The organism is Pontibacter lucknowensis, from assembly GCF_900156415.1.
Classification (GTDB): Bacteria; Bacteroidota; Bacteroidia; order Cytophagales; family Hymenobacteraceae; genus Pontibacter; species Pontibacter lucknowensis.
On sequence record NZ_FTNM01000002.1, the window covers coordinates 1 to 15,475 of the forward strand.

General features: G+C 50.0%; 12 protein-coding genes. 7 read left to right on the top strand and 5 right to left on the bottom strand.

From position 1 onward, the window contains the following. Positions 1–200: 200 nt before the first annotated feature. The 4 genes from BW972_RS06145 to BW972_RS06160 form a co-directional block, all read right to left on the bottom strand. Positions 201–848, bottom strand: a complete 648-nt coding sequence (locus tag BW972_RS06145) for a hypothetical protein (protein ID WP_076421506.1) — start codon at positions 846–848, stop codon at positions 201–203. 433 nt (positions 849–1,281) lie between these two features. Continuing rightward, complete coding sequence (locus BW972_RS06150) at positions 1,282–1,917, bottom strand: phosphatase PAP2 family protein (RefSeq protein WP_076421507.1); 636 nt, start codon at positions 1,915–1,917, stop codon at positions 1,282–1,284. 53 nt (positions 1,918–1,970) lie between these two features. Continuing rightward, positions 1,971–3,326, bottom strand: a complete 1,356-nt coding sequence (locus BW972_RS06155; protein WP_076421508.1) for a sensor histidine kinase — start codon at positions 3,324–3,326, stop codon at positions 1,971–1,973. Then, the gene (locus BW972_RS06160; protein ID WP_076421509.1) at positions 3,316–4,674 is read right to left on the bottom strand and encodes a sigma-54-dependent transcriptional regulator; all 1,359 of its coding nucleotides are present in this window, start codon (positions 4,672–4,674) and stop codon (positions 3,316–3,318) included. Before BW972_RS06160 ends, BW972_RS06155 begins: the two co-directional genes overlap by 11 nt. A gap of 288 nt (positions 4,675–4,962) precedes the next feature. Here BW972_RS06160 and BW972_RS06165 point away from each other — a divergent pair, with 288 nt between their 5' ends. From BW972_RS06165 to BW972_RS06175, 3 genes are all read left to right on the top strand, one after another. After that, a complete protein-coding gene (locus BW972_RS06165) occupies positions 4,963–7,389 on the top strand; it encodes an ABC transporter permease (protein ID WP_076421510.1) in 2,427 nt (808 codons plus the stop codon). 294 nt (positions 7,390–7,683) lie between these two features. Beyond that, positions 7,684–10,134, top strand: coding sequence for a TonB-dependent receptor (locus BW972_RS06170; protein WP_076421511.1), 2,451 nt, complete (start codon positions 7,684–7,686; stop codon positions 10,132–10,134). Between the two features lie 170 nt (positions 10,135–10,304). Then, entirely contained in the window at positions 10,305–10,511 is a 207-nt protein-coding gene (locus BW972_RS06175) for a hypothetical protein (RefSeq protein ID WP_007660323.1), read from the top strand. 207 nt (positions 10,512–10,718) lie between these two features. Here BW972_RS06175 and BW972_RS06180 read toward each other — a convergent pair whose 3' ends face one another. Further along, entirely contained in the window at positions 10,719–11,153 is a 435-nt protein-coding gene (locus BW972_RS06180) for a hypothetical protein (protein ID WP_076421512.1), read from the bottom strand. Between the two features lie 126 nt (positions 11,154–11,279). On the opposite strand from BW972_RS06180, the gene tcmP reads away from it, so the two are divergent. From tcmP to dacB, 4 genes are all read left to right on the top strand, one after another. Next, positions 11,280–12,404: a three-Cys-motif partner protein TcmP gene (gene tcmP / locus BW972_RS06185; protein ID WP_076421513.1), complete on the top strand. Its 1,125-nt coding sequence runs from the start codon at positions 11,280–11,282 to the stop codon at positions 12,402–12,404. 54 nt (positions 12,405–12,458) lie between these two features. Beyond that, complete coding sequence (locus BW972_RS06190) at positions 12,459–13,022, top strand: DUF1543 domain-containing protein (protein ID WP_076421514.1); 564 nt, start codon at positions 12,459–12,461, stop codon at positions 13,020–13,022. A 138-nt stretch (positions 13,023–13,160) separates the two neighbouring features. Then, positions 13,161–13,904, top strand: a complete 744-nt coding sequence (locus BW972_RS06195; RefSeq protein ID WP_076421515.1) for a hypothetical protein — start codon at positions 13,161–13,163, stop codon at positions 13,902–13,904. A gap of 124 nt (positions 13,905–14,028) precedes the next feature. Beyond that, positions 14,029–15,423, top strand: a complete 1,395-nt coding sequence (gene dacB / locus BW972_RS06200; protein WP_076421516.1) for a D-alanyl-D-alanine carboxypeptidase/D-alanyl-D-alanine endopeptidase — start codon at positions 14,029–14,031, stop codon at positions 15,421–15,423. Positions 15,424–15,475: the final 52 nt, after the last annotated feature.

Consider the following 15,475-nt stretch of genomic DNA (forward strand, 5'->3'; position numbering starts at 1 on the left):
GGCAACGCCGCCGCAAGACTTGCCGGCCTAAACTCCATTTATGCCTTTGGCTCTTCTGCAGGCATTCCCTTTTTTATAGCCTGTGATTCCTCCCCACCGGTAAAGCCTGAAAGCTTCGCCATTTTAAAATTTGAAAATAATCCCAATGACGGATTTAACGGTTTGTACATAGTATGGGCAAGGCGTAGCCACAGCCTAAACTATGAACTGTGTTGTACTTTGTCTTTTTTTCTTCTTAGACCTGTGAAGACCGAAAGAACTAAAAGCAAGGCTAAAGCTAATGCTATCCCGAGTAACCAATTCTTTGTATTGCTTAGCTCTTCTGTAGCATTGTTCAATTCATTTAATTTTGCTTTTGCAACTTCTAATTCTCTTTCAGCCATACTCACTGTAGGGTTTACAACAGGGTTTTCTAGTCCATAAACATTAGAGAGTCTTTTCAATTCTTCTATTTCATTATCATTAACTTCTTCTAATGGGGCTGTTCTGGAGCATATATGAGCTGAGAGTTTACCATTATCATAGTTGGCATAAATGAGATACTTTTTACCAACTTCAAATGTATAGTCACAAGATCCATGGCTAATCTTTTCAAAAGTCCGTAATTTATACTTTGGATGGTAGTTACCTTTAAGGGGCTCAATCACCTTAATTGTGTAATAAGTATAGTTCAGTCCACTTGCTAAGTAGAGCTTATCAGATGATGATTCTAGAACTTCGCCAACAAAGACCTGATAAGCTCCTTTCCGATTCTCTTCTATGTTGTTTGAAGGTAGAGCACAGTCGCATGCATATGATTTGCTGGCAAACAGCAAACATATTATGGATATGGAGATAATTTTATTCATTTAAGATGTAGTACAACTATAGTATAAACGGAAGTCTATTCCATTTATCCGCCTTATATGCGAAGGTGATTTTATCTGCTTATACAGACTAACTTCTGTGCACCATTACATAATCACTTTCATAGCGCTTTACTAATATAGTGATTTTACAGAAACCCGACAACTGATTCACTATTTTCCCAACATAAGGCTAACCGTAGAAGAAAAGCTTGTGTAAATCACTCCATTACGGTGAAATAGTAGGTTTTTTCAAGGTGTATAAAGCAAGTTATCACACCATGAAACGACTCTGTGTTATGCGCAGCTAATGTATGAAAAGCCTATAAGCGTTTATATACGCAACTAAACGTTTCAAAAAACGGATGTTTCCACTGGCATAGTTGGACTTGGTCAGTATTCGTCTGACAGTCTGCTCCTGAAAGCACTGCTATACCTATCGCACTATCTTTAAATTCCGGCTCCGTCTAAGCAAGGTATAAAATTGCTCACGGTGTTTCCGAAAGGCATAAGTTGACAGGAGTGCAGCCCCAGATCCGAGCAGCATGGAACCGAGTACATCGCTAGGGTAGTGCACGCCCAGCGCCAGCCTGGAATAGGCGACGAGCAAGGCCCAGGTCAGCATGAGGCCGCGCAGAACAGGACTGCGGAACATCAGCACAAGCACGACGGCCGCCGTAAAGGCAAAAGCTGTGTGCCCGGAAGGGAAGGAGGGGCTGCTGGCCTCTGCAATCTGCTCAATGGTATCGTGGGTTATAAAGGGGCGGGGACGATCAACGGTATATTTCAGCAAGCCAATAAACAGAATATTCAGCCCCATGGCAAATACATACTGGTAGGCTTTCAGCTTGAGCGAAGCCATCCTTCTAAAATGCCCCGCCAGGTATAGGCAAAGCGGAACCAGGGCTCCAAGTCCATAGGCGGTAACAGTAAGGGTGAGCAGCAGGAAGTCCAGGTCAGTTGCCCGACTGCCATTGAGTAGTTGTAACGTGGCCAGATCCAGGTTGGCGAAGGCTTCGAAGAGGGTAGTCGTGAGTATGAGCAATAGTGCCAGATGCGGAAGCAGAAACATGGGTAAGCTTTAATATTTTCAGGTTCTGATTCCTATACGAGGCTTTTCAGATTTCATTGTCCGAAACGCAGCATAAAAGTAGTGCCTTCTCCCGGAGCAGATTGCACTTGTATCGTTCCGCGGTGCAATAGCACGATCTGCTTACAAAGGCTCAGTCCGATGCCACTGCCTTGCTTGCGTGTGCTAAAGAAAGGAATAAAGATCTTCTCCTGCACTTCCTGTGACATGCCGGTGCCGTTGTCCATGACCTTGATCACCGTTTTCTCATCAGGTGAGCTATAGGCTGCAAGGGTAATCTTGGGAGCTTCCACAGTTTTTACTGCTTCCATGGCATTGACCAGCAGGTTGATCAGCACCTGGTCCAGCAGGGTAGGGTCGGCGTGCAGCGCTATGTAGGGATTAGCCAGGTTAGTCTCCAACTGAATCCCCTTTTGCGCCAGGGTCGGGAGCATCAAACGCTGCAGGTTGGAGAAGAGGTCTTTCACGTATACCGTGTCCAGGTTCAGCTTTGTGATCTTGTTCAGGTTGCGGTAGGTTTCGGCAAAGCGCAGTAAACCCTCGCTTCGCTGCTTGATCGTGCTAATGCCTATTTCCAGGTCCTCCAGGTCATCTGCAGTTATACCTGTGGACTGGGTTTCCTGGAGGCGGTTTTTGAGGGTGTCTGCCAGGGAGGAGATAGGGGCTACGGAGTTCATGATCTCATGTGTGAGCACGTTCAGCAACTTTTGCCATGCCTGCGATTCTGTCTCATCCAGGGCTTCATTCACGTTCTGAAAGGCAACCAGCTTATACCTGTTTCCTTCGTTCTGCAACGCGGTGGCGGAGAGCAGGACTTTAGTCGTGTTCTTCTCAAAATGGGAGGTATGCGCCGTTGCGATGCGGGTATGGCCAGGCTCCAGGTCCAATATGGATTCGTACAAGGCCTCGTCCCGCTTCGACAGGTAATGGATTGTTTTCATGAAGGGCACATGCAGCAACTTCCGGAGCGATTCGTTCATGAGCACCACTTCCCCGTTATCCATGTTATAAGACAAAATGCCGGTATCCACCAGCTCCATCACCTTCTGCAGATTATGATACTGGGTTTCCTTTTCGAGCGTAATGGTCTTGAAAGTGGAGTTGATCTCGTTGAAGCCCTTGCGAAGTGGCTGCAGCTGGGTGTAAGCATGTTGTTCATCAAAGTGCCGGGAGAAATCGCGGTAGTGCACAGATTCTATAAATTGATTGAACTCCGTCTGGGTCTTGCGCAGAAAGCGAAGCAGATCCACCACCTGAAGAATAAATACCGGCAGCCAAAATACCAGCGCCTCTGACCAGCCTTTAACGATGATAAAAGCCGGGACGCTCAGCGTCAGGAGCAATAGCATGACCCGGGCAATCAGCGCCCATTCCAGATTCTTAAAGCCCATACTTGTTCATGCGCCGGTAGAGCGCCGTTCTGGTGATGCCGAGTTCTTTGGCGGTTCGGGTCAGGTTGCCATTGTGCAGCTGCAGCACTTTGTTGATCGTCAGTTTCTCAAGTTCCTCCAGGTTCGTACCGTGCTCTAAGGCTTCGCCGGCGGGTGCCGCCTCTATGGGCGAGAATAGGATATCATCTGCATCCAGGAGGGCCCCATCGGCCATAATCACCGCTCTTTCAATGGCATACTGCAGTTCCCGCACATTGCCGGGGAAGTGATAGTGCAGCAGTTTATCCTGCGCCGCCTTACTGAGTTCTGGTACCGGTTTCATGTATTTGTGCGCGTATACCTGCGCAAAGTGCGTGGCCAGCAGCACAATGTCTTTTCCTCTTTTGCGAAGTGGCGGTATCAGAATCTCCACGGTGTTGATGCGGTAAATAAGGTCCTTGCGGAAGCGTGACTCGTTTGCCAGTTCGCTCAGCGGTACGTTGGTCGCGCAGAGCAGGCGCACGTCGATGTTCACCGGTTCATTTGCGCCCACCCGGATCACCTGGCGGTTTTGCAGCACACTCAGCAACTTAGACTGTTGGTGCAGCGAGATGTTACCTATTTCATCCAGGAAGATGGTACCGCCCTGTGCGGCTTCAAAACGTCCGGCGCGGTCCTCACGGGCGTCGGTAAAAGCGCCCTTTTTGTGACCGAACAACTCACTCTCGAAGAGCGAATCGGTCAGTGCACCCACGTCTACTTTCACAAAGGGTTTGGCAGCCCGCAGCGACTGTTCATGAATGGCTTTAGCCACCAGCTCCTTACCGGTTCCGTTCTCACCCAGTATCAGGATGTTGGCGTCGGTGGGGGCTATTTTCTTTATTTTGAGCTTAATGTCCTGCATGACATCCGACTCGCCAAGCAGTTCAAAGTCGCTGGAAGGAATGTTTGCACCTGAGGCCGTTGTTTTGCCGCCGTTTACCCTTTGGCTTACCGCATTGGTAATCGTGCCGAGCAGTTTCTCGTTGTGCCAGGGCTTTACTACAAAATCGAAGGCACCTTCTTTCAGGGACCTGATGGCCAGATCAATATCGCCATAGGCCGTGATCATGATGACAGCCACTTCCGGCCGCAACTCCTTTATTTTCTGTAGCCAGTATAAACCCTCGTTGCCGGTATGGATGGCACTCTTGAAGTTCATGTCGAGCAGAATAGCATCGAAGCTGTACTGCTTCAGCAAAATGGGGAGCTGTTCGGGGTTCTTTTCCGTCACAATTTCTTTCACCTGTGGCCGGAGCATCAGACGGACAGCCGTGAGCACGTCGGCATCATCATCAACAATCAGTATGGAGGCCTTCTTTAACAGCATAAGCAGGTATGATATAGTACCTAAATAAACTATAATTATGCCATTAATACAACTCGCTGATTACGAAGCTAAAACAGACTTTTCTGTAAAAAAAGGCGTGCGAAATCGCACACCAGCTGCGCGAAAATGTACGCAATCAAGTTGGTATTATTGGGTAAGTTGTTGGTAATCAATAATATAAATTTATGGCATTTGCTCTGTATCAAATGCAGCAGACAGGCTGTTCTTTTCTAAAGATCGGAATTGCCGGAGTCATTCTATATCGCATCATCCACTAAATTGAGCGTCATGTTCAGAAACTACGTCAAAACCGCTTACCGAAACCTGCTTCGGCACAAAGGCTTTTCCTTCATCAACATCGCTGGTCTGGCCCTGGGCATTACAGCCTGCCTGCTGATTGGCCTGTTTGTGTACGACGAGTTGCAGTACGACAAGTTCCTGCCGGAAGGCGAACAGGTATACCGGGTGTATAACGATAAGTCAGCCAAAGAAGCTGGCGAAATGGTGGCACCAGTGCCGCCTACATTTGCCACTACGCTGGAGCAGGATTTCCCGGAGGTGGAGCAGGCGGTGCGGATTCTCATGCAGCAATTCGATGCCAATAACCTGGTGGAGGCAGGAGAGAGGCGGATCTATGAGAAAGGCCGCTTTTTCGTCGATCCCGGTTTTTTTGACATCTTCCAGCTGTCATTTGTATACGGCTCACCCGATAAAGCGCTGGCAGATCCTTCTTCCATCGTGATCTCAGATGAATTTTCGCAGCGGGTGTTTGGGGACATCAACCCTGTAGGGAAGCAGGTATCCGTAAACAAGCAGCCTTACATTGTACGGGGTGTGTTCAGCACCGAGGAGCGCTTTCACCTGCCTGTAAACTTCATACATTCGATGGAAACCGCCGAACTGCCGGCAGAGCGTATGAAGAGCTGGAACTGGCAACAGTTCTATACTTATGTTAAGCTGAAGGATGGCGGCAACCCGCAGTTCCTGCAGTCCAAGTTCAGGGAGATCGTGGCAAAGCAGCGCAATCCTGATACCAATGAGCCTTATGATTACAAACCGGTGCTGCAGCCGCTCGATGAGGTATACCTGCATTCAGCCAGTTTTAAGCACGACCAGGCTATCCGTGGTAACATTACCTATGTCAAGGCGCTGAGTATCATTGCAGTGTTCATCCTATTGATTGCCTGTTTCAACTTCGTAAACCTGGCCACGGCCAAATCAATGCAGCGGGCAAAAGAGGTGGGTGTGCGTAAGTCCATTGGTGCCAGCCGCGGGCAGCTCGTAATGCAATTTCTGGGCGAAACCCTGCTACTCACCCTTATTAGTGTGATCTTCTCGGCAGCGCTTACTTCCCTGCTGCTACCTTCGCTCAATGCCTTTACGGGCAAAGAAATGAGCTTCAACGTCTTCACAAATCCGGAACTACTGCTGCTTTTGCTCGGTCTGACCCTGGTGGTCGGTTTGCTGGCAGGCTTTTACCCGGCCCTTGTGCTCTCTGGTTTCCAGCCTGTTAAGGTGCTGAAAAGTGCCGTGGTGGTTGATAGCAAGGTTGGCCGGATACAGTGGCTGCGCCACGGACTGATTGTGGTGCAGTTCGCCCTCTCTATTTTCCTCATCATCTGTGCCTTCATCGTTTACCAGCAGGTGTCTTATCTGCATAACAAGGATTTGGGCTTTGACAGGGAGCAGATCATGTTCTTCCAAATGCGGGGTGAGCATATGTTCGATAATTATGAGACCTTCAAAAATGAGCTGCGAAATGTTCCTGGGATTAAGAATGTGTCTATTGGCTACGGCTTTCCGGGTGATGCCACGGCAGGGGACGGCATCATTGTGCCCAGAAACGGGGAGCGGGTGCACCACGGTGTGACGCATCTGATGGTCGACTATGACTACATCAATACCCTGAACGTGCAGGTGGTGGCCGGAAGGCCTTTCTCCAAAGCACATAGAACCGATGCCGACCATGCCTTCATGATCAATGAAACAGCAGTGCGGGAACTAGGCTATGGCTCACCAGAGCAAGCGCTGGGGCAGACCCTGCGCTGGAATGTATGGAACAACGCTGATAAGGACACCCTGAAGGAAGGCAAAATCATCGGTGTGGTAAAAGACTTCCATTTCAAGAGCCTCTACGATAAGGTTGACCCTACGGTACTGCAGATCTTCCCGGGCGCCAATTGGAAAGTGGCTGTGAAAGTAGATGCGCAGCATATTGCAGGTGCCATAGAGCAGGTAGAGAAAGTATGGAATAAATTTGCGCCTGACTACCCGATCGAGTACATTTTTATGGACGAGAACTTCGAAAAGATGTACAAGGCCGAAGACAAACTCAAAACCCTGCTCTGGATCTTTACAGGTATAGCCATATTTGTGGCCTGTCTGGGGCTGCTCGGACTGGCTGCCTACGCTGCTGAGCGCAGGAAAAAGGAGATCGGTATACGCAAGGTGCTGGGTGCTGACAACAGTGCCATTGTCGCCCTGCTCTCCAAAGAGTTTCTGGCCCTGATTGTCGTGTCGGCTCTCATCGCCTTCCCGCTAGCCTGGTATGCCATGCGGACCTGGCTACAGGATTTTGCCTATCGCATCGATATGCCTGTATGGGCCTTCCTGCTGGCAGGTATAGCAGCCGCTGCGGTAGCGCTTATTACCATCAGCTACCAGGCACTGAAAGCTGCCATGGCCAACCCTGTGCGTAACCTACGCTTTGATTAACCTGAAGCGCTGCTTATACCTGAAATAAGGAACAGGAAATTCTGTAACCTTCCTCAAAACCAAAGTTTCCTTTTATTTAAATCACCCGGAGGCTTCTCAGCCCTTAGCAGCTTCCGAAAATAAAACTGGAAAGACCTGTAAGGTTTCTGAGACTCGGTCGTCTCCTTTGAGAGGGGACGCAGCAGGGTGTAAGATTAAATTGGTGCCGGATGCAACTGTGCACAGAAAGATGTGTCTTTAGCTTGTACCCCACGCATACGAAGGCGAATACATAAAATCATAACTCTATTATCTATGAAAAAAAGTGTACTTTTTTTGATGGGATTGCTATGCCTTTTCCTTTCCGTTTCAGGTGCCGCGCGGGCGCAGGAAGCAGGTAAAATCACCGGCACGCTTTCGGACTCTCTTACTGGCAAGCCCATTGAGTACGCAACGGTCGCCTTGCTGCAGCCAGGTTCCACACAGGCACTTCAGAGTTCCCTCACCGATGCAACAGGCCGTTTCTCCTTTACGGGTGTGCCTGTGGGGAATTACCAGCTAGCCATCAGCTTCCTGGGCTATCAGAAGAGGTTCATCAGCCAGATAGCAGTTACAGCAGCAAAACCAGAGGTAACTGCAGGTAATATCAAACTAGTGCCCACCGCGACCCAGCTCAAAGAAGTGACAGTGGAGGCGCTTCGGCCTACGATCACGCAGGAGGCTGACCGCATGGTAGTGAGCATTGAAGGTACGGCATTGGCGGCAGGCCGAACAGCTTATGATGTGCTGGCTACTTCTCCCGGGGTATACATCGATCAGGAAGGCAACATTCAGCTGAACGGACGTGCGGGCGTAACCATAATGCTCGACGGAAAGCTGACCTACCTTTCTGCCCGTGACCTGCGCTCCCTGCTCGAAGGTATGTCCGCCGAGAACATCCGCAACATCGAGATCATCACAAACCCATCAGCGAAGTATGATGCGGAGGGTTCATCAGGTATACTGAACATCAACCTGAAAAAGAATACGGTACAAGGTTTGAATGGCAGTGTGTATGCTGGTGGAAACTACAACTTTAAGCAATACGGCTACAGCACAGGAGCCAGCGTTAATTACAAGACCGGACCGTGGAGTTCTTTCCTGAACCTGGATATGGCGCGGCGCGTCGGAGGACGCGATGCCACCTTCACCCGTGTGTTCAGAGGCGATGAATCCTCTACCTACTTCGACCAGGTGGCAGATGGTAACTTTAAAGTGGAGGGTCCGCCAGCTGTACGCCTGGGAACAGACTACAGCTTTAATGACCGGCACAGTGTGGGCGTCATGGGGTACTATGCCACCAACCAGTTGCATGCTGATTTCCTGACAGAGACTTACATTGGCCCTTCGCCTGATCAGCCAACCCAGTTTATAGATGCGGACAATTTCAACCAGAACCGCTTTTCTAACAGAACGGCCAATCTGCATTACATGGGCAAGTATGATACCCTGGGTACTACCCTCACCGCCGATCTGGACTTCGTAAAGATCAGGAACAGGGGAGATGCCAACTTCTACAACTACTTCTACGACCTTACCGAACCAGGTGCCGTCACACAGGATTTTCTGTATACCAATACCCCGAATGAGTTCGATATCTATGCTGCCAAAGTAGATTTCACGAAACCACTGGCACAAGGCCGCAGGCTGGAAATAGGAGCAAAAGCCAGCCGGGTGATATCTGATGCCGACTCCCGATTTTACTTTAACAACAGCGAAGTGCCGGTGCTGGACACCAGGCGTACAAACCATTTTGTGTACGACGAGAACATTTATGCCGCCTATGTGAATTTCAACACCAAACTCACTGAGCGGTTTAGCCTGCAGTCAGGTTTGCGGGCAGAGCAGACCCAATCGAAAGGTGAGTTGCTGACCACGGGGGATGTAACGAAGCGGAGCTATCTCAACCTGTTCCCGAGCTTGTTTCTGCAGCAGAAGGTGAGCGAAGACTACCAGATCAACTATAACTACAGCCGCCGCCTGCAGCGCCCGAATTACGGACAGCTCAATCCCTTTTTTGCCTACCGCGACCCTTATACCTATTGGCTCGGAAATCCAGACCTTAAGCCGCAGTATACCAACGCGTTCAGCATCTCTCAGGTGTTTAAAAAGGCTTACAACCTGACCCTGAGCTATCAGCACACGCAGGATGTTATTGTAGAGCTGGTAGCTATTGATCCGGAAACGGCCACCACCGTGTATTATATCGGCAACGCAGACGACTCCAGAAACCTGAGCCTGACAGCCAATATACCCTACAGCATCATGAAAAACTGGGAATCGAACAATACATTGATCGTGGCCTATAATGAGTACAATGTTGCGATTGACAATGGACAGACTGTGAACGACCAGGTGTTCTACATGCTGCAGTCTAACCATACCATTTTGTTACCCAAAAAAGTAAAGCTGGAGTTGAACGGGGTATACCAGGGCCCCAGTGTCTACGCGCTCTACCGTGCCGATGCGCGTTGGTGGTTAAATGTGGGTGTCAAGAAAAGCTTTATGGATGATAAACTGGACCTGAGCATCAATGCCAACGATATTTTCGGAACGCAGCACCTGATCATTGGAGCTACGCTGGGCGAGGGCAATGTGAGTGACTGGGATCAATATTTCAGACAGCGTAACATCGGGTTTACCCTGCGTTACAAGTTTAGCAGAGGCGCTAAAGTAGAAGAGCGCCGCCGCAACAACCTGGAGGAACTGAACCGCACCGGCGGTTGATCGAATTAATGCTTGTTTGTAAAGGTGAGAAGCATGGGGCTTTCAACCCTGAACGGTAACATCTACCTCATAAAGGCCTCCAACTAAGCAGCGGCGTCAGGTATAGCTTTTCTGATATTTTCCCATCTATTCGGCTCCTGTTGCCGTAAGCAAAAGAAAAAAGGAAAACTATGAAGACCAATACATCAAAAACCTCTAATCCCTTGAATTACCTGATGGAAAATCCGGGTGATATCATGAACATAGTGAAAAACCCGGGTAAGTACGGCCTGGACACTTTCAACGGTCTGGACAATAAACAGAAGCAGTATGTACTTTTTGCTTTAGGCGCAGGCTTGATCGGTTATGGTATTTACCTGGGTATGAATAAAAAGTAAGTGTTTGGACATCAACCTTCTATGCCGGCTTGCGTACAATTAGGTATAGACATTATGTTATCGTTCAGACAGGCGTAAACCTGAATTAAAGCTTGTAGAAGCTTTTGGAAGAATTGCTTCCATGTTTGACGGAACATGAAAAGGAAAAACCTGTTTCAAGTATTTCTTGAAACAGGTTTTTCTGTTTTATACCTGAGGTAAGGCAGGCTATTTCTTTTTCTTGCCTGGGCCTTTGCGGGACTGCCGGAGTTTATGCTGCTCTTCTTTCAGTGCCTTGAACTCTTCGTTTGGAAGCGTGACCGTATACTCTACCGATGACAGGAAATGCTCCTGTTCCTCTTCGTCGTACATCATCAGCACCGACAGGAATTTGTTTTCGTTCAGTACATAGTCATCACCCTCTCTGTCATACACATCAAAATCGTACTCGCCTTCCTGCAGGTACTTTACTGGCTTAAGAGCCAACTGGTCGCCGGTTATCACAATCGGTTCTTCCAGCTCCACTTCCAGGTTAAAGGGCTGGTAATACTTGCCATCCTTCTTGTAAGTGACATATTCGATCTTGTCCACCTCGATGAGGATGCCTGCATTGCGGTCGTCGCGCTTGTTTTTAATATTGAGAATGTTGCCCGTCAGTTTCATGCTGCAAAATTACGCTTATAATTGAAACAAGCCCTAACTTTACCTTTCCTTAAAATGTGAGTCTACCGGGCAGGTATAGGATTAACCTATTTAACCAGCCGGGCAGACATAATTGACCAATAGTACATGTCTACTGCCGATACAAACGATTTTTTTATAGAGCAACGCAGTAGCGCTGAGATCAAGTCAGAGCTGCTGAACGAGTTTTTCAAGTCCTGGTGCAGTGCCCAGTTGCAGGGGCAGCGCTACAAGTCCAATCCGGTACTGGCCTTTATTGACCTGTACGCCGGAGACGGAAAGCCGGAAGACGGCAAGCCCGCCACGCCTGTGCGGGTGCTCAACAGCATTTTCGGGGCCACTGACAAGTATAACCTGAACAAAGTGGTGCGCACTTTTTTCAATGACGAGAAAAAGACCGTCACTGCACGCCTAAAGGAAAATCTACAGCAATTGCCCTACTACGAAGAGTTGCAGCACAAGCCGGTGTTGCTGCATGAGGAAGCCAGCCTGGCCTCACTTGCCAAGCTCCTGGGTAACGACGTACCCACGTTGCTATACCTCGATCCATTCGGTTATGAGTTTTCGCAACAGCTGCTCTTGCAGTCGGTGCGCCGCTGGGGGCTGGACCTGTTCATGCTCTTCACACCCGCCAAGCTAAGGGCTGCTGTGCAGGGAGCCACCGATGACAGCATCATGGCGGATGTGTTTGGAAAAGAGCGCCTGCAGAGGATCCGCGAGTTTTGTGACCGCTACCAGGATGCTGGCCAGCGCGAAGACTTTATGGTCGATCAATTCGAGGACGTGTTCCGGGAGAAGGGTTACAAAACCTTCCGCTTCAAGATTAGTCTGCCCAAAAAGAACCAGACAAGTCATTACCTGTTTTTTGTTTCCAAGAACGATGCGCCTTATATGAAAATGAAGGAGCTGATGCTCATGTACAGCGACTACCAGGAAGATGGCGTGCCGCTGTTTGGAGCCAATATCAAGCACCAGTTGTCGCTGTTTCAGGAGCAGTATCGCTACTCGATCAAGAACCTGATCGCTGACCTGGCTGAGAAGCGAAGCTATTACCACAACCTGCCCATCGACAGTATTTACCGCCACCACAACATCGGCACGAATTACATCCGGGGTAATTACAAAGAAGCCTTTGAAGCACTCAAAGCGGCAGGTGTAGTGGAGGCGATCAACCCGGTGTCGAGACAGCCCATGCGGAAGGTGTCGTTTACTTCGATCATCGGGTATAAGTAAAGAGGTTAGAATTCTATCTAGCTGCAAAAAAAAATATTCCCTTAACTTATCAATATGCAAAACCCTAAACTCTTCATGCTGATGCTGGGCTGTCGTCCGGCAGGGCGCAACACGGAGCAGCACGACATGTTCTTTGCCATTGGCGAGCAGGTGAAGGACTTGGTGCCTGCTATCAAGGCTTTCTGGACGGAGGCGAAAGGTAATATCCACATCGATGCCTGGCGTGAAGTGACGCAGGTAAACGGCTACCAGGTAGAGGTGGTGCCGAAAGCAGCTATACCTGCAGCGGAGGGCTCCGACAAACTATTTTTCCTGAACTTGGGTGGCTACAAGCCAGGAGAGTTCGACGAGTTTCACTACAAAATGCTGGCTGTTGCACCCGATCAGGCGGGAGCTGTGAAACAGGCCAAACAAACAGCTTTTTACAAGCACACGGGCTTTAAAGGCGCTGCGTCACATATTGATGATAAGTTTGGCGTAGACGTAGACGAGGTGTATCAAGTGAAAGACATCCTGACTCCTGAAGACAAAGAAAGGTATAGCCTGATGATCACCCCGAATGCGACAGAGCCGGAAGATGATATGCACCTGGGTTATTTCCAACTGCACAAGCTCTAGCAGCAGTCCGGTATAGCCGGTGAGCGCTGTATGTCCTGCTATGGCGCACTGCAAATCCCGCTTGTTAACAGCCCCGATTAAACATGCTTTGCGCTGCTGCGTTATGAGAGAGATAATCTAACTCAAAATAATGAAGCTATGAACAGAGATTTTGATCGTAACGATAACCGACGCAAAAACCACTACGCTGATTTCGACCAGTACGGCAACCCGCGAACCGGCAATACCAACAGCCTGTCCAGACGCGACCCGGAAGGAAGTAGCCGCGACCACGAAAGCGAACACCGTGGCTATGACAACCGGGACAGCCGCAGCCGCATGTCGTCCGACGCACGTGCCTACGGCGACTTCAGCGGGGGCACACGTTACGGCGAAGGTGGCAGCACCTACGGCGGCGGCTCGGCTTACGGCGATTCCTACTACGGCATGTCAGGACATGAAGGACCACGCTATCGCAATGCCGGCAGAAGCCGCTCCGGAGACGAACGGCATGGTTTTGATGACCGTGACCGGGATGACTACAGTCGCCAGAACTACGGCCGCTCAGGGGGCAACAACTACAGTGGCCGCATGAGCGACGACAGCGACTCTGGATACCGTGGCACAGGTTACATCTACGGCAGCCGGCCCGGCCCTGGCTCCACTTACAGTGACCGTGACGATAGAGGCTATGACCGGGGCTACCGCGACTTTGGCAGCACGGGCTATGGCTCTACCGGCTACAACAACCGTGACGAAGACCGCATGCGCAGCATCTCCGGAAACTACGGAAATGAAGCTCGTAGAAACAGCGATTCAGATGACAATCGCCGCTACAACAGGGGAGGGCATGACTGGAACTTCGATAGGAGAGACCGAAACTACCGTGACTGGAACGACTAAGTCTGTTAGCCTCAGGGTATAAACAGGTCCTACATATTGAGCAGCCGCTTTTCCTGAGAGAGAAGCGGCTGCTTTATTTTGTAGATTATTGGGGATAGCCACCGAAATTGCGTATTTTTTGGCTATGAAACGTCCGATTACAAAAGTCGCCCTGCTGCTGTCCCTTACACTGGCGCACACCCTGGCCCTGGCCCAGACCACTACCGCGAAACTGACAACCGCCTTCCAGAAGTTTGAAGCCGACCCACAAATGCAAAACGGCATCGCTTCGCTCTACGTCATCGATGCCAAAACAGGCCAGGTTGTGTTCGACCGCAACAGCAGGTTAGGACTCGCTCCGGCCTCCACCATGAAGATCATCACCAGCATCAGCGCTTACGAACTGCTGGGCAAAGACTACCGCTACGAAACGAAATTTGCCCTGCGCAAAACGGGCGATAACGCTTCGCTGCTGATACAACCAAGCGGCGACCCGACCTTCGGGAGCTGGCGCTGGTCCCTGACAAAGGAGGGCAATGTGCTGAAAGGAATTACTCAGGCCCTGCAGCGCACAGGTATAAAATCGGTGGGAGAGGTAGTGGTGAGCAATGAAGGCTGGAACGAAGAAACCGTGCCCGATGGCTGGATGTGGCAGGATATTGCCAACTATTACGGTGCCGGTCCTGCCAAGCTCAACTGGCGCGAGAATCAGTATGATGTCATCCTGAGATCAGGAAAGCAGATCGGCGACCCGGTGTTGATTGTGAAGACGGTGCCAAATCTCAACGGCTATACCTTGCGCTCCGAACTGACCTCTGCCGCAGCAGGAACAGGCGACAATGCCTATATCTATTTTCCGGTAGGTACCAGTGCGGCTGCCATCCGGGGAACTATACCTGTCAACGAAAGCAGCTTTAAAATATCCGGCGCACTGCCCTCCGGTGCCAATCAGTTTGTGAGCATGCTTTCTGATACGCTCCGGACGCTAGGCATCAGCATGCCACACGAGGCCTTACTGCAGCACAAGGGCTCTCCACAGCAGGGCTTTACCTTGTTTCATACCGTCACTTCGCCGCCTATGGACAGTGTGGTGTATTGGTTTAACCGCAAGAGTGTGAACCTGTATGGTGAGGCGCTCGTGAAGACCATTGCCTATAATAGCGCCGGCACCAGCGACACCCGCAAAGGACTGGAACAGATCAGGCAGCACTGGAAGACGCAGGGTATAGCTGAAACCGAACTGGCCATGGTGGACGGCTCGGGCCTGTCGCCTCTCAATCGCGTGACCACCCATGCACAGGTACGCCTGCTGCAGCATGCCCGCCAACAAAACTGGTACCCTGGTTTCTATGCCTCATTGCCACAGTTCAATGGCATGAAAATGAAAAGCGGTACTATTCGTGGTGCGAAAGGCTTTACCGGTTATCACAAAGCGAAAGACGGACGGGAGTATGTTTTTGCTTTCGTGGTGAACAACTACAACGGCTCCGCCTCAGCGCTGGTCAAAAAGATGTACCACGTGCTGGATGAATTGAAGTAATTAAGTCTGGTTGAAACACCTGAAAAGCAAAAGCCCCGGCACCTAGTGCCAG